The organism is Streptosporangium sp. NPDC002544, assembly GCF_040295965.1.
Lineage (GTDB): Bacteria > Actinomycetota > Actinomycetes > Streptosporangiales > Streptosporangiaceae > Streptosporangium.
The window spans coordinates 216,148-236,593 of sequence record NZ_JBEOWJ010000006.1 but is presented as its reverse complement, the minus strand read 5'-3'; the positions used below and the strand labels follow the sequence as shown (position 1 = coordinate 236,593).

The 20,446-nt window shown below is 69.6% G+C and carries 15 protein-coding genes; 8 read left to right on the top strand and 7 right to left on the bottom strand.

Translation table 11 applies throughout. The features are described from left to right. Positions 1-21 precede the first annotated feature (21 nt). Both ABT061_RS11445 and ABT061_RS11440 read right to left on the bottom strand, forming a co-directional pair. Positions 22-1,344 carry a hypothetical protein gene (locus ABT061_RS11445; RefSeq protein WP_350915308.1) on the bottom strand — a complete coding sequence of 441 codons (1,323 nt, stop codon included), beginning with the start codon at positions 1,342-1,344 and terminating at the stop codon, positions 22-24. Positions 1,345-1,866: 522 nt separating this feature from the next. Beyond that, positions 1,867-2,913 carry a S66 family peptidase gene (locus tag ABT061_RS11440; protein ID WP_350915306.1) on the bottom strand — a complete coding sequence of 349 codons (1,047 nt, stop codon included), beginning with the start codon at positions 2,911-2,913 and terminating at the stop codon, positions 1,867-1,869. 111 nt (positions 2,914-3,024) lie between these two features. On the opposite strand from ABT061_RS11440, the gene ABT061_RS11435 reads away from it, so the two are divergent. Next, complete coding sequence (locus ABT061_RS11435) at positions 3,025-3,336, top strand: calcium-binding protein (RefSeq protein WP_350915304.1); 312 nt, start codon at positions 3,025-3,027, stop codon at positions 3,334-3,336. A 145-nt stretch (positions 3,337-3,481) separates the two neighbouring features. On the opposite strand, the gene ABT061_RS11430 is transcribed toward ABT061_RS11435, so the two are convergent. Beyond that, positions 3,482-3,706, bottom strand: a complete 225-nt coding sequence (locus tag ABT061_RS11430) for a hypothetical protein (RefSeq protein ID WP_350915302.1) — start codon at positions 3,704-3,706, stop codon at positions 3,482-3,484. A gap of 134 nt (positions 3,707-3,840) precedes the next feature. Between ABT061_RS11430 and ABT061_RS11425 the strand changes: the two genes are divergently transcribed. Then, a complete protein-coding gene (locus ABT061_RS11425) occupies positions 3,841-4,824 on the top strand; it encodes a GNAT family N-acetyltransferase (RefSeq protein ID WP_350915300.1) in 984 nt (327 codons plus the stop codon). A gap of 71 nt (positions 4,825-4,895) precedes the next feature. Then, positions 4,896-5,939, top strand: a complete 1,044-nt coding sequence (locus ABT061_RS11420) for a PLP-dependent cysteine synthase family protein (protein ID WP_350915298.1) — start codon at positions 4,896-4,898, stop codon at positions 5,937-5,939. A 99-nt stretch (positions 5,940-6,038) separates the two neighbouring features. Here the strand turns inward: ABT061_RS11420 and ABT061_RS11415 are convergent, their stop codons facing one another. From ABT061_RS11415 to ABT061_RS11405, 3 genes are all read right to left on the bottom strand, one after another. Further along, positions 6,039-8,354 (bottom strand): M64 family metallopeptidase, encoded by a 2,316-nt coding sequence (locus tag ABT061_RS11415; protein ID WP_350915296.1) that lies wholly within the window; start codon positions 8,352-8,354, stop codon positions 6,039-6,041. 173 nt (positions 8,355-8,527) lie between these two features. Next, a complete protein-coding gene (locus ABT061_RS11410; protein WP_350915294.1) occupies positions 8,528-9,949 on the bottom strand; it encodes a S28 family serine protease in 1,422 nt (473 codons plus the stop codon). Between the two features lie 160 nt (positions 9,950-10,109). Then, the gene (locus ABT061_RS11405; RefSeq protein WP_350915292.1) at positions 10,110-11,012 is read right to left on the bottom strand and encodes a putative sugar O-methyltransferase; all 903 of its coding nucleotides are present in this window, start codon (positions 11,010-11,012) and stop codon (positions 10,110-10,112) included. 741 nt (positions 11,013-11,753) lie between these two features. On the opposite strand from ABT061_RS11405, the gene ABT061_RS11400 reads away from it, so the two are divergent. The 5 genes from ABT061_RS11400 (at position 11,754) to ABT061_RS11380 (ending at position 19,086) form a co-directional block, all read left to right on the top strand. Next, the gene (locus tag ABT061_RS11400; RefSeq protein WP_350915290.1) at positions 11,754-14,516 is read left to right on the top strand and encodes a helix-turn-helix transcriptional regulator; all 2,763 of its coding nucleotides are present in this window, start codon (positions 11,754-11,756) and stop codon (positions 14,514-14,516) included. A gap of 28 nt (positions 14,517-14,544) precedes the next feature. Then, the gene (locus tag ABT061_RS11395) at positions 14,545-15,771 is read left to right on the top strand and encodes a methyltransferase domain-containing protein (protein ID WP_350915288.1); all 1,227 of its coding nucleotides are present in this window, start codon (positions 14,545-14,547) and stop codon (positions 15,769-15,771) included. Then, positions 15,764-16,759, top strand: a complete 996-nt coding sequence (locus tag ABT061_RS11390; protein ID WP_350915286.1) for an NAD-dependent epimerase/dehydratase family protein — start codon at positions 15,764-15,766, stop codon at positions 16,757-16,759. Before ABT061_RS11395 ends, ABT061_RS11390 begins: the two co-directional genes overlap by 8 nt. 158 nt (positions 16,760-16,917) lie before the next feature. Further along, positions 16,918-17,523, top strand: coding sequence for a dTDP-4-dehydrorhamnose 3,5-epimerase family protein (locus ABT061_RS11385; protein ID WP_350915283.1), 606 nt, complete (start codon positions 16,918-16,920; stop codon positions 17,521-17,523). Between the two features lie 87 nt (positions 17,524-17,610). Continuing rightward, complete coding sequence (locus tag ABT061_RS11380; RefSeq protein ID WP_350915281.1) at positions 17,611-19,086, top strand: NDP-hexose 2,3-dehydratase family protein; 1,476 nt, start codon at positions 17,611-17,613, stop codon at positions 19,084-19,086. Here ABT061_RS11380 and ABT061_RS11375 read toward each other — a convergent pair. Beyond that, positions 19,052-20,161 (bottom strand): DegT/DnrJ/EryC1/StrS family aminotransferase, encoded by a 1,110-nt coding sequence (locus tag ABT061_RS11375; protein WP_350915279.1) that lies wholly within the window; start codon positions 20,159-20,161, stop codon positions 19,052-19,054. The two genes, ABT061_RS11380 and ABT061_RS11375, sit on opposite strands and share 35 nt — an antisense overlap. Positions 20,162-20,446 lie beyond the last annotated feature (285 nt).

Genomic DNA, 20,446 nt, shown 5'->3' with positions numbered 1-20,446 from the left:
AGGCGGAGAACCAGGTAGGTTTCAGCCGGGTGGCGGCTCGCGCGCCCACCGGGGCGGCTCGCGCCTGGCGGCTTCGATCGCCGCGCGGGTGGGACGTCCGACCGAATCGGGGATCCGGTCGAGAGGGACACCGAGCGCCTCAGCCCAGAGGCCGCGCCAGGAGAGCCGACGGGCGGCCTTCCGCTCGGCGCGGTGACGGCGACGGTCGGCCTCCGCCCGGGCAGCGGACTCGTCCCGCAGCCACGGCGGGGTTTTCCTGAGCAGTCCCGCGACGTGGTCGGCCGCCCAACGGCCGCTTGCCGGGCGGAGCCGCCGGATCACGTCGGCGGGTATGCCGAACATCTCGGCCACGGACTCGTCGGACAGCCGGGAGGCCGCTCGGGCGGCCTGGTCGACGGCGGCTCGCTCTGCTCGGCGCCGCTGGGAGGCTTCTTCGACGGCACGCCGCTCCTCCGCGTGGACGGCTCGTTGCAACTCCACCTCCGCCCGCGCCCGCAGTAGCCAGGCAGGAGGTGAGGAGACCGCCTCACGGAGGAGGGGAGCCAGTAGGTGGCCGCCGAACTGGGGCAGCTCGGCTGAGATCATCTCAACGGGCACACCCAGCTCCCGTTCCGCGTCCCGGGGCGAGACCAGGAGACGCACAAGTTCCACTGATCTCGGGGTGAGTTCGGCGAGCATCGCCTCCAGCTCGGTGCGAGAGAGGCGGGCATCGCGCAGGATCTCGGTGAGCGGCGGGACGCGGGGGTCCGCCATACGGCTAAGGGGTCTGAGCGGCCCCGGCCAGACGCCGGCGGCGGCCATCAGCGCAGCGGTCCACAGGAGGATCCGCACGCCGTCCGCGTCGAGGGTGGGCTTGGTCGCCTCTATCTCCGCGCGGGTCGCGACGGCGCGTGCGAGGTTCAGCTTGCGGGTCTGGACGGCCTTCCTGGCTGCCTCGGAGCGGGAGACCGCCCGCGCGGCGGCGCGTAGCTCGGCGTCCGCGCGGACGTGGTCGGCCAGAGCGTCCACGTCAGCGGCGCGGTAGTAGCGAACGGTGAGGGTCTGGCCGTACTTCCGGATCTCCTCGGTGGCCACGGGTGCCAGACCGGCGGCGGCGGTGATCCGTTTGAAACGGTCGGCCGAGACGCCGAGCCTGGCCGACGCCTCGGTGATGGTGCAGCGGCGTTCCGCGGCGAGTAATTGCCGGAAGTGCTCGATGTCGGCTTCGGCCGCCCTGACGGAGACGGGATCGAAGGTCCGGTCGGGAAAGCGCCGGAGCAGGCCGGTCGTGACCGCGAGTTCGATCTCCCAGACGCTGAGCCCGAGCGACTGCCGGACCGCGTTCCTGCCCAGGCCCCGTGCCATGGCCCCACCTCCCGTGTCGGACGTCAGTGTGCCGGGCCGCTACGACATTTCAGTGAGTCGTTATATCGCGGCGGAGAGTAACCGAGACATCGTCGTGGTTGTCGCAGACGTCATCGCCCCGTAGACCGCCGTCTTTTGGAGTCCAGGGGACGGCACGTCATACGGATCTTCCCGAGTGCCGCCGGTTCTGGGTCGGTTGAATCCACCGATCCTTGGGTGGGCGGCCTCTTCCGTCGCTTCCTCGACGGCTTCCGCTACCGGTGACGGCGGCGTCGTGCTGAAGGAAGAGGGGCGATGAGTGACGGATATTCCACTGTCCGGCAGATCGGCGGGGCGTCCAGGCTGCGGATCGACCATGGGGCGTCGAGCTTGGGGCCCAGGTGGGCCAGCAACTCGATCACCACTTGCGGGCTGCATTGACGGATCGCCCGGCCGAAAATCTTCAGAGCACCCCGGTCCGATAACGCTCGGATACCAGGAGACCGCCGACCGTACGCGCTCGCCGACAGCGCACAGCCGGGATCAGTAGTGAGCGATGATGCGTCGAGCCGGGCCGTCCACGGTCACCTGTCCGCCGTAGGGCAGGATCCATTGGGGATCGGTGTGCCCGAAGTCGACCCCGAACACGACCATGGCCTCGGGGTTGTAGGAGTCCAGTGCCCGCAGGATCGCTTCGCGTTGTTCGGCGCGGTAGGTGTCCCGCGCTTCGGGTGCGGTGCGGCGCAGCAGGCCGCTCGCTTTGGCCGTACCGATGAGGATGGCCGGAAACTGCGCGAGCAGACCACGTTCGCCGGCGTTGCGTAGCATGCGGAACACCTCCTGGGCCGAGGGCATCTCCTCGGAGGTCTCCAGCAGCAGCACGCAGCCGGCGTAGTCTTCGACCGGGCGGATCCATCGGTTCGCGGCCAGGTTCCAGTGCAGGATCTCCAGGTTGCCGCCCCAGGTGGGGGCGGTGACGACCCGGTCGGGCCGGTGCCAGCTCCAGCCGGGACTGGGCCGGGTCGGCGCCGCACGGTTCAATGACGCGGGTTCGCCCCAGTCGAGCTCGTCTTCGCTGAACACGTCGACCGGATGCAGTTCGATGTCCCCGCCGGTGAGCAGCGCCGCCCGCAGTGAGTCGGCCGACACCGGGTGCAGGCCGCCGCCGCGCCCCAGGTGCACCATCGTCGATCCGCCGTGATAGCCCGCCACATCAAGGTTCCACAACCAGTTGAGCAGGTTGGTGTTGTCGCTGTAGCCGACGAACGGCTTGGGGTTGGCGGTGACCACGGCGGGATCCAGGAAGGGCAGCACGCTGATCTGGTCATCCCCTCCGATTGTGGCCAGCACCGCGCGGATGTCCGGGTCGGTGAACGCGTCCATCAGATCGGCCGCTCGATCCTGTGCCGAGGCGCTCAACCGGCGGGTCGTCGGATATTCCACCGGTTCCAGCCCGAACTCGTCGCGAAGCCGCCGCATCGCCAGCTCATGCACGGCCGGGAACATCCCCGGTGCCGCGAAGGAGGGCGAGACCACCGCGACCCGGTCTCCGGCGGTCAGCTTCGCAGGCGTGGTCAGATTGGTGCGCATGTCCTCATCTAACCGGATCATGCGACTGGAAGCTGATAGGGGAGGTCGACCTCGGTCCCTCAAGCTGAGATCACGGCCATGGCGCCGCGCTGCCCTGGTTAGGTTGTGGCCATGGGGAAACTGAGCAAGGCGGAGCTGGACGCGTTGGTCGAAGAGGCCACAGTCGACGCCTACAACGAGGACGAGCAGCTCTCCGGGTTCCACGTCATGCTCGATGAGCACTTGGCGCTGCCGTTCCAGACGACCGTCCTGGGGGTCGAGGTCACCGTCAAGGAGATCGACCTGCTCCCGGGGAGCGGAATCGTCGCGATCTGTGTCCGCGGGTCACACCGGCAGACGATCGGCATTCTTGACCTTCCCCTGCCGACTCCGCCGCCTGAGGGTTCAGAGTGGATCGAGGCCTACCGGCATTGGGGCCCCTGACGCTGTGCGGTGCTGCGCGTGCTGGTGGAGTCAGATCCGGATCGGTTGGTCAGGGGCGGAAGCCACTCAGAGCCAGAAGGTGTCGTGGCGGAAGGAGAAGGCGGCCGGAGACGGCGAACTCCGCACGGCTGATCCTGCGATGATGTCAGCCCAGGCCGAGCGTTTGGTGTGGCCGTAGGGCGTGGGCGCGCAACGCGGCCTTGGCGGCGGCGGTGCCCTGCGGCGTGAGCGCGAACGGTGCGCTAAGCGGGCGCGTGGGGTGATGGCAGTCGAGTGCCCACAGCCGGTGGCGCATGGCCACTCGCTCGTCGAGGACCGGTTGGGCGAGGCCACCGAGGGTGCCCCGTTCCTGGCCGAGGACCTCAATCATGTTCCGATCGAAGTCCTCGGCGCTCATGGGGCAGTGGGCGATGACGGTCGCGACCGTGGTGTCCCGGTGTCGAGAGCCTCGTCGCGGGAAAATCGGTCGCCGGGCCGGGTGGTCTGCTTCTACGCTCGATAACCATGACCGTCGAGTGGGCCCCGCTGGGCAAGGACGATGTCGGGGCGTGGGCGGAGTTGCTGGTGGCGATCGATGCGGTGGATCAGGTCGGGGGGAGAGAGTCCGCGGACGACCTCGCCGAGGAGCTCGTCAATCCGCTGCTCGATCCCGTCGAGGGCACGCTGGGGGCGTGGGAGTCCGGCCGGCTGGTCGCGTACGGGGTGACCATGGCTCGGGCCGCGGCCGAGCCGGTGCATCGGATGAGCCTGTGGGGCGGGGTGCATCCGGAGTATCGGCGCCGGGGGCTGGGGGGCCACCTGCTGGAGTGGGCGATAGGCAACACCCCGGTGCTGCACGAGCGCCGCTTTCCCGGGCAGCCGCTCGAACTCCACGTCGAGGTGGACAGCCGCAACGAGGGCTTGCGGGCGCTGGTCGCCGGAGCCGGGATGGAGCCGGCCCGGTGGTTCTACGGGATGGCCCTCGACCTGGGCGCCGAGCTGCCGGAGGTATCGCCGCCGGACGGGCTCCGGATCGTCACCTACCGGGATGACCTGGAGGACGCCGTCCGGGAGGTGCGTAACCGCTCGTTCGTCGACCACTGGGGGAGTGTCCAGCACACCCCGGAGTCCTGGCGGAACACCATCGTCGGGGTGAAGGTGTTCCGGCCCGAGGGGTCCTTCGTCGCGCTGGACGCGACGGGGAAGAGCGTGGGCATTCTGCTCACCCACTATTTCGAGGCCGACACCGAGGCGACCGGGGTCCGTGAGGCGTGGATCCAGATCATCGGCACCCTGCGCGAGTGGCGCGGGCGCGGGGTGGCGGGCGCGCTGCTCGCGCACGCGCTGCGCGAGTTCCGCGCGCAGGGGTACGACAAGGCCGGGCTGGGGGTGGACGCGGACAACCCGACCGGGGCTCTCGGCATCTACACCCGCGCCGGGTTCGAGATAGCGCACCGCACGGCCGACTACGGGCTCCCGCTGGTTCCCTTGGCGGCAGGGCGATCATAAGAACGCAGGACAACGGCAGGAACACTGTTGGCAGGTATGGTTCGGCGGGCCGCACGGTTTGGATTGCCCGGATGATCAGTGCGTGGGCGGCGGAGGCGATCGTACGGCTGGATGACGAGATGGAGCGGGCGGGCTGCACGCCGCTGCGCCGGTTCCCGTTGCCCGCCGGGTGGGAGGTGCGGCTGTGGATGAAGGACGAGTCGGCGCAGCCGACGGGGAGTCTCAAACACCGGCTGGCGCGTGCCCTGTTCCGCCAGGCGATCGCCTCGGGCCGGATCGCGGAGGGCACCACGGTGGTGGAGGCCACCGGGGGTGCGATGGCGGTCGCCCAGGCCTACTTCGCCCGGTTGCTCGGCCTGCCGTACGTCGCGGTGATGCCCAGGAGGTCCTCGGGGGAGGGCGTCGAACGGCTGGGCGGGACGTGCCGGTTCGTCGATCCGCCCCTGGCCATCTACGGCGAGGCCAGGGAACTGGCCGATCAGGTCGGTGGCCACTACCTGGACCACTACGTCTCGGCCGCGGCCGTCGACTGGCACGGGGGGAGTCTGGCCGAGGAGCTGTTCAGGCAGGTGGGGGAGTGCCCGCACTGGGTGGTCGTCGGCGCGGGCACCGGTGCCACCTCCGCCGCCGTCGGCCGTCACCTGCGTGCCCATGAGCTGCCGGGCCGGCTGGCCGTGGTCGATCCGGAGAACTCCGCCTACTTCCCGGGCTGGGTGAGCGGCGCCGCCGACTACGGCACCGGGATGCCGTCCCGGATCGAGGGGATCGGCCGGCCGAGGATGGAGCCGGGGTTCGTCCCCGATCTCGTCGACCTGGTGGTGCCGGTGCCGGACGCCGCCAGTGTGGCCGCCGCCCGCCGGGTGCGCCGGGAGACCGGGCTGACGGTCGGCGCTGCCACGGGCACGAACCTGTGGGGTGCGCTGGAACTCGTCACGCGGATGCGCGCCCAGGGCGTCCGGGGCGACGTGGTGACCGTGATCGGCGACGCCGGCGCGCGCCACCTGCGGACCTGCCACGACGATGGCTGGGCGGCGGACAGGGGGCTGGACTGGCGGCCGTACGCGGCGCGGCTGGAAGGCCTGCTCGATCATGGGGAGTGCTGGACGACTTCGTGAGACACGAGGGTGGGACGTCCCGCACCCGACTGTGCGGAACGTCCCACCGTTGAGCGCGGGTGAGCCCCTACCGGGGGGCGCTCACCCGCGTTCTCCCCGTCAGTGGCCGTGGTTGTGCTCGTACATGCCCTTTTCCGGGATGGTGCTGGAGACCACGGCTTCGTAGGCCTTGCCGCGGGGGTTGGGGCGGGGGTCGACGAGGCCGGCGCACTGGCCGCTGCCGGTGATCTGGTTGGACACCCCGGCGTTGGACGGCGCGGGCGTGTTGCCGCCGCAGGCGAGCGCGCCGCGGACGCTGGTGCCCGCCATCACGAGCGCGTCGACGGTGGTGTTGTCGTTCAGCACCGCCGCGCCCCTGAGGTCGGAGCCGGCGATGATCAGCTGGCCGGTGGTGCCGGAGACGGTGACCGCGCCGTTGATCCGCGCCTTGAGCAGGTGCACCTCGGCGGCGGCGGACGAGGTGACCGCTCCGCTGATCGTGCCGCCGGTCACCACCAGGGACGCGCCGGCGGAGACGGTCACCCCGCCGTTGATCCGGGCGTCGTTCAGGCAGGTGACGCCGGAGCGGACAGCGAGCGTCCCGTTCCTGGTGCCGGTGACCGTGGTGGTGCAGGCGGGCGGCGTAGCGAGGGTGGTGACCGTGAAGCTCTTGGCCGTGCCGTAGTTGCCGCTGGGGTCGATCGAGCGGTACTCGACGGTGTGCCTGCCGCGCGGCAGCTTGCCGAACGTGAGGCTGTCGATGACGGTGCCGCTCTCGCTGAACGTCCACGGCAGGTCGGCGGAGGTCGGCCAGCCGAAGTAGTTGAACCAGCCGTCGCCGTCCACCCGGGACTCGCTCACCACGTACCCGTCCTGGTCGTCGCCGCCGGTGAGCCTCATGGTGAAGGGGCCGTTGTAGACGTGGGTGTCGCCGGAGGCGACCAGCGGCTCGGAGAGCTGGTAGCCGGTGGTGGGCGGCGTGTTGTCGACGGTCCAGGACCGGGTGTCACCGCCGGAGGTGGCGGTGAGGGTGTGGTTGCCGGGGGTGAGGGTGAGCGCGCCCAGATCCAGGTCCCCGTCGCTCTCGTCGAGCCGCGCGCCGTCCAGCGTCCAGGTGACGGCGGGGACGCTGTCGTCGGGGTGGGTGGTCTCGACGTAGACCACCTCGTCGTGGCCGACGGCCTGGTTGGTGGGCGTGGAGGAGAGCAGACCGGCGCCGACCTCGGCGGGGACGGTGGTCACGGTCGTGTCCACGGTCCAGGTGCGGGTCGCGCTGAGGGCACCGGAGCGGATGGCCGGGTCCCGCACGAAGCCGGTCGGGTCGGCGACGGTCGCCTTCACCGTGTGCCTGCCGGCCGGCAGGTTCAGCGTGCGGAGGTCGAGCGCGGTGCCCCCACCCGGCAGTTCGGTGCCGTCGACGCTCCAGGTGGTGGTCAGCGAGTGGCTGTTGGGGTGCAGCGGCTCCACCCAGAGCACCCGGTCGGCGCCGACCGGCGACGTGGTGGGCGTGCCGTCCTGGATGAGGCCGACCTTGGCGGAGATCCTCTGGGTCATGACCTCACGGCTGACCTGGTCGTAGTAGTAGCCCAGCGTCCTCATGATGGAGTGCTCGCTGGGCCGCCAGACGCCTTTGCCGAAGTACAGGCCGCCCTCGTGGCGGCCGATGGTGCCGCCCGCCTCGCTCGGCTCGCCCAGCCAGCGCCACCACTTCTTCCGCTGGTCGGCGATCTGCTGCTCGGTCAGCAGGGTGTGGTGTACGGAGCTCGGCTCGGCCCCGGCGTAGGTGCCGCCCTCCACGCCGCGCGTGTAGTAGGTGTACTCGTCCTGCAGGCCGCCCAGCGAGTGGCCGATCTCGTGCGGTGCGATGAGGGCCGACATCGAGTTGTGGCCGGAGGAGGTGGCGTAGGCGCCGCCCGCTCCGCCGTAGGTTCCGCTGTTGCCCAGGGCCAGGATCTGCCGGTTGGCGCTGCTGGTCCCGGTCACCAGGTTGGCGTACGTGTTGGCCGCCGAGTTGCTCATGGTGATCAGCCGCTGGACGCTGGCGGGGTTGCAGCCACCCCAGAAGGCCATGCTCAGCGGGGTGTTCTTCTTGCCGGAGGCCAGGTCGGGGTCACAGCCGATGCCGGACTCGCCGGAGACGATGTCCACCCGGTAGACGTTGAAGTAGTTGCGGTAGGACTTGTAGGGCTCGATGGACCACATCACGTTGAGCTGCTGATCGGTGTCGGCGGCGAACGCGGACTGCTCCTTCTCGGTGTAGCCGTCGCCCATGATGATCAGATTGAACCGCTTGGCCGGGGCTCCGGTGACCTGGAGCGGCACCACGGTGGCGCTGCCGACGGCGGCGTCGGCGGCGTTGGCGGGGGCTATCGGAGTGAGCAGGGCGGCGGTCATCGAGACGGCCGCCAAGGCGGTGAGCGGCCTGGTGATACGCATGGTTGGGGGAACCTCCAGGGGGCGGTCGGGGCGGCCCCGCACGGTCGTGCGTCGGCGCCCCGGGCATTCATCTCAAACAGGGATTTATGGGCTCATTTGGTGGAACAGCGGGCGCTCGCCCAAGGCGCCCGGGGACCGGTACGGCCGCGGGCCGGCCATACCGGGAGGGAAGGTCAGCGCTCCCCGCGAGAGGGGAGCATGTCGTCGTCGGGGAGGGACGGCACCGCGCGGCTGTTGACGGTGATGCTGTCGGACACCCCGGCCCAGCGCCTGAGCGTCGCCGTCGCCGCGTCACGCTCGGCCGGGCTCAGCTGGGAGATGTTCGCGCCGTGGTTGGCGCCGGGGGCGACGTACAGATGGGAGTCGTTCCGGCTGGGCGTGAACCGCTCCGCGCTCCACGGGTCGTTCTCGCCGTAGATGAACATCATCTGGCTCGCGTCCTTGCGCACCCAGTGGTCCACGTCGAGCATCGGCTTCGGGTCGTGCCCGGTGCGCAGCTCGGCGGGGAGCACCGAGTTGGGCTGGTACAGCTTGGGGTATCTGGCCACGCCGCGCAGGTGCGCGAACTTCAGGTCGGGCCAGCCGAGCTGGCTCGCCGCCTGGTAGTAGTACGGGGCGTAGTAGTTGAGGCCCTGGTCGGTGTAGAAGGAGAAGCCCGCGATGTTGTCGATCCACGCGTAGATCTCGTCATCGGAGGCGGTGGCGGCCGGCACCTTCGCGCAGTCGGACACCTTGGCGTACTGCCAGAACGCCCAGACCGTGTCGAGGACCGTCATCTCGAACGACCGGTCGGCGGTGCCCAGGGTCTTCTCGAAGGTGATCCCGTCGCGCGCGGCGGTCTCCACCAGCTTCGGAACCAGCCGCTCGCGCCGCTTGAGCGCCTCGATCTGCACGTTGTCCAGCGCGGTACGGCAGGCCTGGTCGGCCACGTTCGCGAAGAAGTCGTCGTAGGTGTGGTCGGACGGGTTGACCCGGTCGTTCGGCGCGACGTAGGCCACCACGCCGTCCACGTCATCGGGGTAGAACCGCCGGTGGTAGACCGAGGTCATGCCGCCCTTGCTCGCGCCGGTCTGGATCCACTTCCCCGAGTAGACCGTCTTGAGCGCCTCGACGATCCGGTGCTCGTCACTGGCCTCCTGCCAGATGTCGAGCTTTCCCCAGTCCGCCGGGTCCGGGCGGGAGTTCCGGAAGAACCGGTGCTCCACCGAGACCTGGTTGGCGCCGAGCAGCCGGGTCGGCTCGGTCTGGGAGGCGCCGGGGTTGACCGGCAGGCCGTACCCGCCGGTGTACAGCACGACCGGCGCGTCGGCGGACCGGTGCAGCAGGGTGAACCGCTGCTCGTACGTGCCCTTGCCCGGATGGCGGTGGTCGATCGGCTGGGTGAGACGCAGGACGAAGAACCGGTAGCCGGTCGGCCGGGTCTCCGAGACCACGGTCAGCCCGGGGATGGCGGTGAGCTTGCCGAGGAGTTCGTCCTCGACCGCCGCGGCGGGGGACGCGAGGCCGGGTTCCGCCGCCGCGGCGGGGGTGACCCCGGCCAGGCCGATCGAGCCGGCGGTGAGGGCCGCCAGCATGAGGGCGGGAAGTGCGCGCACTGATATGTCTCCTTCTGACACACGAAGTGTCGAAGGAGGCTATCGATCATGCTTTGTCCGTGGTAGTCCTAATTTCCATAATTCCAGTGTTATGGGAGTGTCTGTGGTGGTTGGTCTGGAACGCCGACTCGCCGCCGGCTCAGGGCGCCGGGAAGGCCGATCACGACTTCGCGTACAGGGCCTGCCAGTAGTAGCTCCACGGGGTTCCCCAGCCGTCCGCGACGAGTCGCCAGTCGTCGCCGGGCTGGTACACCTCGACGAAACGCTTGGACTGCGCCTGGACCGCCTCGCTGTCGTGCACGTCGATGATCTCGCGAAGCAGGCCGGATTGGAGGGCCTGCTGGACCACGGCCTGCCCCTCGTAGTGTCCGTCCAGGTCCGGGTCCAGGTACTTGCCGACCGGGTTCTTCGTGTAGGAGTGCGTGGCGATGCCGTCGATGAGGGAGAGGTAGTTCCTGACCGTGTCCGCGGGCATCTCGGCGAACGAGTCGATGTTGACGCACAGGTCGAAGGGCTCGCCGCCGGGGAGGTCCTCCACCTCGTCGATGCCCAGGAACCTGATCTTCTCGAACTGCTCGCCGGTCAGCGCGGCGCGCAGATACTCGCGGGAGAGCTTCAGGCAGTTCTCCAGGTCGATGATGTGGTACTCCGCGACATCGTGGTTCGACAGGATGGTGTGGCAGGACCGGCCGTACCCGGCGCCGATCTCCAGGATCCGCGCGCCGTCCATTTTCACGGACCGTGCCATGAAATCGAGCTCAAGAACCGCCTGCAGGTAGTCCAGGCAGATCGACTCACCCTTCAGGGTGACCGTGATGGGCTCTCCCAGCTGGCGGTTCCTGATCCGGAGCATGCGCTCCCAGTTCTCCGGTGACAACTGGAGGCCAAGGTTGTGGATGAGCGTCTTCAGATATCTCCGGCCGTTGACCTCGGGGTTCCAGAGTGCGATCTTGTAGTTTACCCGGCTGGATTTGAAACGGCTCAGATCGGGGGTCTCGCCCAGGGCGAGATTGTTCTCGTTAATGTGCGCCCACTGAGGACTCTGGCCATATTTATGACTCATTTGTCTGCTCTTTCCTGGCGCTCGGCGATTCGGGGTCCGCAGGGCGCCGCACCCACGTCCGCACGAGTATCGCGCACCGAACCGGCTCGCGCCTAGATCACTTCTCCGGCTCTCCCGGGGCCCGGAACCCCGGCACGCGGCGGCCCTCCGGAGCGGGCGGCGCCCGGCCCCGGCGTTGATCGCGGGCATGATCGTGACAGGGGGTTAATGGCGGTGCCGCCGAATGCCCAGGTCAGCACGGGGGCGTTACCCGAAGGACAACAAGATGTACTCACAGTTCCACAGGTTGTTGTCAATAAATTTATCCAATTGTGACATATCAACTATAAGATCACGTTTCATGATCACGAATCTCCCCGTACCGGACGGACCGTCGGCATGGCCGTGGCGTGGGGCTCCGGGCGTAGCGGCGCCGGACGGGAGGTTACCCGCGGTTGCCCGCTGACACGGCGGGTCTCGGTGAGCTAGGAATGATGTCACTGAACGAGACGCTCGCTGACCGGTTCGGAACGTGAAGGAATTCGGGATTGTCGATGCTTTTGCCGTTGGGTCAACGGATTCACCGTGGCGCCGGACCCGATGAAACCGCCAGTTTTCCACGAATAGCAGGCCGCCCGCTCCGCCCTCTCACCACAGCCCCGTCGAGAACGACCCCTGTCTGAGAATTCCACGAAGTGGGGGAGTGGTTCACTCTGCCGCTGCGCAGGACCCGGGTCGCCAGACTAAACGAGGATGTAGTAAATGCTGGCATCGCAGCATCGCAGCGTACTTGATGTCCTGAAGGGGTTGCTCGCCGAGAGCAGCGCGGGAAACGGCCGGTTGGTGCTGGTCAGCGGGGGATTGGCAAGCGGGAAGACCGAGTTGCTGCACGAGTTCTCGCGGGTCGCGGCCACCTCCGGCGCGTTGCTGCTCAGCGCCACCGGCTCCCTGGGGGAGAACACCCTGCAGGCGGGCATGATCGACCAGTTGTTCCACGGTGCGGGGCTGCCGCCGGAGGTCTCGGACCAGGTGTCACGGCTGATCCGGCGGCACACCGTGACGACCGGCGCCACCCGGCACGCCGAGGCCGAGGTCGTCCGCGAGATCGGCGACGTCCTGCTGGAGCTGTCCAGGGAGCGCCCGGTGGTCGTCGGCGTCGACGCCGTCCATCTGGTGGACGGCCTCTCACTCCGGCTGCTGCTCTATCTGTGCCGCAGGATAAGCTCCGCCCGCATTCTGCTGATCATGAACGAGTGGGATCTGCCGCAGTCCACGATCCCGTCCTTCTCCGCCGAGGTCACCCGAGGGTTCCACCACCGGATCTGGCTGACCCCGCTGTCGGTCGGTGACATCGCCGAGGTGCTGCCCTCGACGATGGATCCGGCCGCCGCCGTCGCGCTCCAGCGGCTGAGCGGTGGGAACCCGATGCTGGTCAACGCCCTGATCGAGGACCATCGTGCCGACCCCGGCGACCCGATCGCCGCCGGGGCGGCGTACGCCCAGGCGGTGATGGCGTGCCTGCACCGGTGGGAACCGGAGCTGCTCTGGGTGGCCCGGGCCCTGGCGGTCCTGGGGGAGCCGGGCTCGGCCGGGCTGACCGGCGGCCTGGCGAAGATCAATCCGAAGGCCGCCGAGCGGGCGGTGGAGGTCCTGACCGAGGCGGGCCTGCTGGCCGGCGGCTGGTTCCGGCACCCGGTGGCCGCCGCGGCGGTGCTGGACGGCATCGGTGCCGAGGAGCGTTCGTGCCTGCACGTCCGCGCGGCCGTGCTGCTGTACCAGCGCGGCATGTCCACCACGAAGATCGCGGGGCATTTCGTCGCCGCGGACCGGGCACCGGAGGACTGGGCGACCGGGGTGCTGCGGGACGCGGCCGAGCAGGCGCTGGCCGGCAATGAGGTGGCCGTGGCCGTGCAGTGCCTGGAGCTGGCCCTGCGGTCCGTCCGCGACGAGGGCGAGCGTCTGGCGATAACGAAGGTGCTGGTCCGGGCGCTGTGGCGGGTCAACCCCTCGGCGGCCGCGCTGCATCTGCCGCTGCTGCGGGAGGCCCTGGAGAAGGGATGCCTGTTCGGCCAGGACGCGGCGGCCGTGGTGCGGCACTCGCTGTGGAACGGCGACGTGCAGACGGCGTCGAGGGCGATGGAGGCGCTGACCGCGACCCCCGATCTGCTGAACGTGCAGACCGCCGCCGAGCTGCACCTCACCTACCAGTGGTTCTACGGGACGTCGCGGGGTCCGCACGGGAGGTTCGACACCGCCTCCGCCTGGGGCGCCGAGGCCCGCAGGATGACCTCGATCTGGACGCACGGCGACGGCGAGGTGGCGCTGGTGAGCGCCGAGAACATCCTGCAGAGCTGCCGGCTCGGCGAGACCACCCTGGAGGTGGTGGCCATCGCGGTACTGACCCTGATGTACGGGGGCAGGACGGAGCGGGCCACTCACTGGTGTGACGAGCTGATCGACGAGGCGGTCCGCAGCGGCGCGCTCACCTGGCAGGCCGTGCTCGGTGCGGTCCGGGCCGAGATCGCGTTCCGGCAGGGGGAGGTGGTGGTCGCCGCGACCAAGGCGCGGGCCGCCCTGGAGCTGATGCAGGCGCAGAGCTGGGGCATCCTGATCGGCTACCCGAGGTCGACGCTGCTGCTGGCCCACACGGCGATGGGGCAGTACGAGGAGGGGGCCGAGCTGCTGCAGCAGCGGGTGCCCGACGAGATGTTCGCGACCCTGATCGGCCTGCGGTACCTGCACGCGCGCGGTCACTACTACCTGGCCACCGATCGGGTGCTCGCCGCGATCAGCGACTTCCAGACCTGCGGCAGGCTCATGCAGGACTGGGAACTCGACCGGCCGATGCTGGTTCCCTGGCGCAGCAACCTGGCCGAGGCGAACCTCCGGCTCAGCCGCTGGGGGGTGGCCCGCGACCTGGTGACGGAGCAGATGGAGCGGCTCAAGCCCATCGACCTGCGGACCCGGGGCGTCTCCCTGCTGATCCTGGCCGCCGCCAGCGGGCTCGCGCAGCGTGTCGAGCTGCTGCGCGAGGCGGCGGAGTGCCTGCGGACGGCGGGCGACCGGCTGCTGCTGTCCCGGGCGCTGGCCGATCTGGGCGCGGCCCTGCAGCAGCTCGGGGAGGCCGACGAGGCCAAGCCGCTGATCTGCCGGGCGATGCGGGAGGCCGAGATCTGCCACTCCGGCGTGATGCCCCTGCGGCTCAGCAAGAGCTGGACCACCGGCCCCGTTCTGCCGGACGCGGGGGAGCCCGCCGAGGACCCGAACCCGCTGGGGCTCAGCGACTCGGAGTGCAGGGTGGCGGAGCTGGCCGCGCTCGGGCACACCAACCGGGAGATAAGCCGGACGCTGCACATCACGGTGAGCACCGTCGAACAGCATCTGACCCGCGTCTACCGGAAGCTGGGAGTGAAGAGCCGGGCCGATCTGCCCCCGGTTCTCACGCCCCCCGACCGGCGGGGATCCGTCAGACCACCCGAGGCGGAAGCGAGAGCCAAGTCGGGCATGCGGGGAATCGCACAGTGAACAGTTCGCCCAATCTCAGGAGTCACACATGCCAGTCACCTCGCCGTGCCGGATCTGCTCGGGCACGGTTCGTGAGTTCCTCGACTTCGGCAGGCAGCCGCTCTCCGACGCGTTTTTGACGCCGGAGGACCTCGAGAGGGAGTTCTTCTTCACCCTCGCCGTGGGGATCTGTGAATCGTGCACGATGGTGCAGCTCATGGAGGAGGTGCCGCGCGACCGCATGTTCCACGAGAGCTATCCGTACCTCTCCTCGGGGTCGGCCGTCATGCGCGAGCACTTCCAGGCGATCGCCAAGCGTTTCCTGGCCGTCGAGCTCACCGGGCCCGACCCGTTCGTCGTCGAACTCGGCTCGAACGACGGCACCATGCTCCAGGTGATCGCCGAATCGGGTGTCCGTCACCTGGGGGTGGAGCCGTCCGGCGGGGTGGCGGACCTGGCCGCGGCCAAGGGCATCCGGGTGCGCAAGGACTTCTTCGAGGAGGCGACCGCGTCCGACATCCTCGCCGCCGACGGACCGGCCGACGTCATCTACGCCGCCAACACCCTGTGCCACATCCCGTACATGGAGTCGATCCTGCGCGGTGTCGACAGGTTGCTGGCGCCCGGCGGGGTCTTCGTGTTCGAGGACCCGTACTTCGCCGACATCCTGGAGCGCACCTCGTTCGACCAGATCTACGACGAGCACTTCTTCTTCTTCACGGTCCGCTCGGTACAGGAGATGGCGAGGCGGTTCGGGTTCGAACTCGTCGACGCGGAACGGCTCTCCGTGCACGGCGGCGAGGTCCGCTACACCCTGGCGCGTCCGGGAGCGAGGCAGCCGACCCAGGCGGTGACCGACCTGCTGGCCGAGGAGAGCGCGGCCGGGGTCACCGAGTCGGCGACGCTCGAGGGCTTCGCCTCCCGGGTCGGGCACATCCGCGAGCGGCTGCCGGCGCTGCTGGGCGAGCTGCGCGACAAGGGGGAGCGGGTCGTCGGATACGGCGCCACCGCCAAGAGCGCGACGGTGACGAACTACTGCGGCATCGGCCCCGAGCTGGTCCCCTTCGTCTGCGACACGACCACGGGCAAGCAGGGCAGGCTCACGCCGGGGGCGCACATCCCGGTACGGAGCCCCGAGGCGTTCTCCGACCCCTACCCGGAGTACGCGCTGCTCTTCGCCTGGAACCACGCGCAGGAGATCATGGAGAAGGAGAAGGAGTTCCGCGCGGCGGGCGGCAAGTGGATCCTCTACGTTCCCGAGGTGCGCGTTGTCTGACCAGCCGCTGGTCGTGGTCCTGGGCGCCTCCGGTTTCGTGGGCTCCGCCCTCGTGACGGAGCTGGCCGGGCGGGATGTCCGGCTGAGGCTGGTGGCGCGGAGGCCCGCCGTGATCCCCCCGGGCCACGCGGCCGAGGCCGAGGTCCGTACCGCGGACCTCACCGGCGCGGGCCAGGTCGCCGAGGCGATCGCCGGCGCCGACGTGGTGGTCAACCTGCTGCTCTACACCGGCGGCGGGACCTGGCGGGCGGCGGAGGACGAGTCGCCGGGCGAGCGGGTGAACGTCGGCGTGGTACGCGACATCGTCGCGGCCATCCGGGCGGAACGCCGGGACGGCCCACCCCCCGTGGTCCTCTTTCCCGGCTCGACCTCCCAGGTCGGCCCGAGGGCGGAGGCCAGGATCGACGGCACCGAGCCGGATGACCCGGTGACCGCCTACGACCGGCAGAAACTGGCCGCCGAGCGGGAGCTGAAGGCCGCCACGGCGGAGGGTCTGCTGCGCGGGGTCACGCTCCGGCTCGGCACGGTGTTCGGCGGCCGGGTCTCCCCGACCGCCACCGACCGGGGGGTGGTGACCACCATGGTGCGCCGCGCGCTGGCGGGTGAGCCGCTGACCGTGTGGAACGACGGGACGGCCGAGCGTGACCTGCTCTACGTCGGGGACGTGGCCGGCGCCTTCCTGGCCGCGCTCGACCACGCCGACTCCCTCGCGGGCCGGCACTGGCTCATCGGCACCGGCGGCGGCCGGAGCGTGCGCGACATCTTCACGACCGTCGCCGCGACCGTGGCCGCCAGGACGGGGGCGCCCGCGGTCCCGGTCGTCTCGGTGCCGGCGCCGCCGGACGCCACCGGAATGGACTTCCACAGCGTCGTCGCCGACCCGGCCGCCTTCCGCGCGGTCACCGGATGGCAGGCCCGGGTGCCGTTCCGCGAGGCGCTGGAGCGCACCGTCTCCTCGCTGATCCGCGCTGACGAGGTGCCGCTCTGATCTGTTTCAGGCGACCCCTATCTTGCTCGCGGGCGACCCCTACCTTGTTGACCCCGCACCGGCGGTCCGAGCATGCTGGACCGCGTTCCGTGACCGTCCGTCATCCTCGACCGATTGGCGACTGTTGTGACCGAACACCCCCCGGCGGCGCGGCCGTAATGAAATCCCGCGCGCTCGCCGTCACCGGCGCTTTCGAATTCACTCCCGAGGTGTTTCCCGACGAGCGGGGCCTCTTCGTCTCCCCGTTCCAGGAGGCGGCGTTCGTCGAGGCGGTCGGGCACCCGCTCTTCCCGGTCGCGCAGACCAGCCAGAGCGCCTCGGCGCGCGGCGTGCTCCGCGGGATCCACTTCACCCTCGCCCCGCCGGGGACCGCCAAGTACGTGCACTGCGCGCGGGGAAGCGCGCTGGACATCGTCGTCGATCTCCGGGTCGGCTCCCCGACGTTCGGGGAGTGGGACCAGGTGGTGCTGACCGGTGAGAGCTTCCGCTCGGTGTACTTCCCGCCGGGGCTCGGCCACGCCTTCGTCGCGCTCGAGGACGACACCGTGATGTCCTACCTGCTCTCGCAGCGGTACCGGAAGGAGAACGAGCTCGCGCTCTCGGCCCTCGACCCGGAGATCGGGCTGCGGCTGCCCGAGGACCTGGCGCCGATCCAGTCGGAGCGGGACCGGGAGGCGCCGACCCTGGCGAAGGCGCGGGCGCTGGACATGCTGCCCGACTACAAGGAATGCCTGCGGATCGAGGAGACCTTCCGGCAGGCGTGACGGCGGTGTGCGGGAGCCGGTCGCGGCTCGGGTGAGCTCCCGAGCCGCGACCGTCGGAAGATGAAATTTCGTATCAAAGGAGCCAGCATGGCCGTACCCTCCCGGCGGCAGACTCGTTCACCGTTGCAGGTGCGGCTCGCGGAATCCGTGCTCTCCCCGGGTGGGTGGTTCGCGACACTCGACGAGTTCCACCGATGGCTGGCCGAGACGGCGAGCCGTACGTACATGAACGTGCGGAAGGTGCCGTTGAACGGGCTGTCCGGGTGGGAGGTGGAGCGGCACACCGGGAACATCCGGCATCGGACCGGAAAGTTCTTCAGCGTCGAGGGTCTGGACGTCGACGTTCCCGGCCGGACGGTCTCCCACTGGTCCCAGCCGATCATCAACCAGCCGGAGATCGGCATCCTGGGCATCCTGGTCAAGGAGATCGACGGAGTCCTGCACCTCCTCATGCAGGCCAAGCACGAACCGGGCAACCACAACGGCCTGCAGCTCTCTCCCACCGTGCAGGCCACCCGGAGCAACTACACCCGGGTGCACCAGGGCAGGCCGGTCCCCTATCTCGACCACTTCCTCGACACCTCGGGCCACGAGGTGATCGCGGACATCCGCCAGTCCGAGCAGGGCGCCTGGTTCTACCGGAAGCGCAACCGGAACATGATCGTTGAGATCACCGGGGAGATCGAGGTCGCCGAGGGCTTCTGCTGGCTGACCCTCGGCCAGTTGCACACCCTGATGTCGGTGCCGGATCTGGTGAACATGGACGCGCGGACCGTGCTGGCCTGCATGCCGTTCTCCGGAGCCGGGCTGACGTCGGCCCTGACCGCGGCGCTTTCGACGGAGCCGGGCGACGGGTTCCGCGCCGCGCTCGTCCGCTCCTGCGATCCGGGCGAGACCGGCCCGCACACCATGGGGGAGGTGCTGAGCTGGATCACCGACATGCGCACCAGGACCGACCAGCAGGTCAGGCTGATCCCTCTCGACGAGGTGCGGGGCTGGCGGCGGACGGACGAGCTGATCTCCCACGAGACCGGCCGCTACTTCGACGTCGTCGGGGTGAGCGTGGAGGCGGGCGGGCGCGAGGTCGGCCGCTGGGACCAGCCCATGATCGAACCCTTCGGGACCGGGGTCATCGCGTTCCTGGTCGGAGAGATCGGCGGAGTGCTGCACGCCCTGGTGCACGCGCGGGTCGAGCCGGGCTACGCCGACGTGGTGGAACTGGGGCCGACCGTGCAGTGCACCCCGGAGAGCTACGACCACCTGCCCGCCGGGGCGCGCCCGCCCTTCCTGGACGAGGTGCTGGGGGCCGGCCCCGAGCGCGTCCGGTTCGAGACGATCCTGTCGGAGGAGGGCGGGCGTTTCCACCGCGCCCGCAACCGCTATCTCATCGTGCACACCGACGAGGCCGCCGGGATCGACCACCCCGAGTACCGCTGGCTGAGCGTGTCCCAGCTCGGAGAGCTGCTGCGGCACAGCTTCTATCTCAACATCCAGGCACGCAGCCTGCTGTTCTGCCTGACCACCCTGACTACAACGCCGCCAGCACCTCTCGCAGCGCGCTGATCACCCTGTCCTGGACGTCGCCGGGCAGCGACGGGTACATCGGCAGCGAGAAGATCTCACCGGCCAGCTCCTCGGTGACGGGCAGGCTGCCCCTGCCGTAGCCGAGGTGGGCGAATCCGGTCATGGTGTGGACCGGCCACGGGTAGCTGATGTTCAGCTGGATGTCGTACGCCTTCAGCGCCTCGATGATGTCGTCGCGGCGGGGGTGGCGCACCACGTAGACGTAGTAGACGTGGTCGTTGCCCTCGGCGAGCGCGGGAAGGACGAGTTCGGTGTCGCCGAGACCGTCGGCGTAACGGGCCGCCACGGCTCGCCGGTCGGCGATGTACTGGTCGAGCCGGCGCAGCTTGCGCCGGAGGATCTCGGCCTGCAACTCGTCCAGCCTGCTGTTGTGGCCGGGGGTCTCGACGACGTAGTAGGTCTTCTCCATGCCGTAGTAGCGCAGCCTGCGCAGGTTCCGCTCGACCTCGTCGTCGGAGGTGAGCGTCGCGCCGCCGTCCCCGTAGGCGCCGAGCACCTTGGTCGGGTAGAAGGAGAACCCGGCCGCCTTCCCCATCGATCCCGCGACGCGCCCGTGGTGGCGGGCGCCGTGCGCCTGTGCGCAGTCCTCGAGGATCATCAGGTCGTGCCTGGCCGCGAGCCGCTCCAGCGGCTCCATCTCGACGCACTGGCCGTACAGGTGGACCGGCAGCAGGCACCGGGTCCGCTCGGTGATGGCGGCCTCCACCTGGGCGGTGTCCATCAGGTAGTCATCCCGGCGCACGTCCACGAAGACCGGGGTCGCGCCGACGGCGTCGATCGCGACCACCGTCGGCGCCGCGGTGTTGGAGACCGTGATCACCTCGTCGCCGGGGCCGACCCCCAGGGCCTGCAACCCCAGCTTGATCGCGTTGGTGCCGTTGTCGACGCCGACGCAGTGCCCCACCCCGTGGTAGTCGGCGAACTCCGCCTCGAAGGAGCGGACGCTCTCACCGAGGACCAGTTGCCCTGACCGGAACACCGTCTCGACGGCGTCCATGATGTCCTTCTGCTCGCTGTCGTATTCCCGCAGATAGTCCCAGACACGCGTGGTCATGGCAGTCCCTTTCTCGAAAGCTCGGCCCAGCATAATGACCGGCGGGAATCGGGGGAGCCCCTGTATCCAGGCGGAAACCGGCACCCCGGGAGGTGGCCGGCGGCGGTCCCGGAATGGCTAGGGGTAACCCCTAACACTTCACCCGGTACCCCAGTCTCCGTCGCCGTTCGTTGCGGATGAATGGCGGCCCGGCTAGGGTGGCGCTCTTTTTCCGTTATCGCGTTGTGAACTCGATCCCGGGCGCGCGCGCCTGTGGAAGACGGTTAGGGGTGTTGCCCTAAATGG

Excerpts from the sequence above, each read along its gene's own strand:
- ABT061_RS11385 (WP_350915283.1), top strand. The coding sequence starts at position 16,918 with ATGAAATCCCGCGCGCTCGCCGTCACCGGCGCTTTCGAATTCACTCCC.
- ABT061_RS11420 (WP_350915298.1), top strand. The coding sequence starts at position 4,896 with ATGATCAGTGCGTGGGCGGCGGAGGCGATCGTACGGCTGGATGACGAG.
- ABT061_RS11440 (WP_350915306.1), bottom strand. The coding sequence starts at position 2,913 with ATGCGCACCAATCTGACCACGCCTGCGAAGCTGACCGCCGGAGACCGG.
- ABT061_RS11380 (WP_350915281.1), top strand. The coding sequence starts at position 17,611 with ATGGCCGTACCCTCCCGGCGGCAGACTCGTTCACCGTTGCAGGTGCGG.
- ABT061_RS11395 (WP_350915288.1), top strand. The coding sequence starts at position 14,545 with ATGCCAGTCACCTCGCCGTGCCGGATCTGCTCGGGCACGGTTCGTGAG.
- ABT061_RS11415 (WP_350915296.1), bottom strand. The coding sequence starts at position 8,354 with ATGCGTATCACCAGGCCGCTCACCGCCTTGGCGGCCGTCTCGATGACC.
- ABT061_RS11400 (WP_350915290.1), top strand. The coding sequence starts at position 11,754 with ATGCTGGCATCGCAGCATCGCAGCGTACTTGATGTCCTGAAGGGGTTG.
- ABT061_RS11405 (WP_350915292.1), bottom strand. The coding sequence starts at position 11,012 with ATGAGTCATAAATATGGCCAGAGTCCTCAGTGGGCGCACATTAACGAG.
- ABT061_RS11425 (WP_350915300.1), top strand. The coding sequence starts at position 3,841 with ATGACCGTCGAGTGGGCCCCGCTGGGCAAGGACGATGTCGGGGCGTGG.
- ABT061_RS11435 (WP_350915304.1), top strand. The coding sequence starts at position 3,025 with ATGGGGAAACTGAGCAAGGCGGAGCTGGACGCGTTGGTCGAAGAGGCC.
- ABT061_RS11430 (WP_350915302.1), bottom strand. The coding sequence starts at position 3,706 with ATGATTGAGGTCCTCGGCCAGGAACGGGGCACCCTCGGTGGCCTCGCC.
- ABT061_RS11375 (WP_350915279.1), bottom strand. The coding sequence starts at position 20,161 with ATGACCACGCGTGTCTGGGACTATCTGCGGGAATACGACAGCGAGCAG.
- ABT061_RS11445 (WP_350915308.1), bottom strand. The coding sequence starts at position 1,344 with ATGGCACGGGGCCTGGGCAGGAACGCGGTCCGGCAGTCGCTCGGGCTC.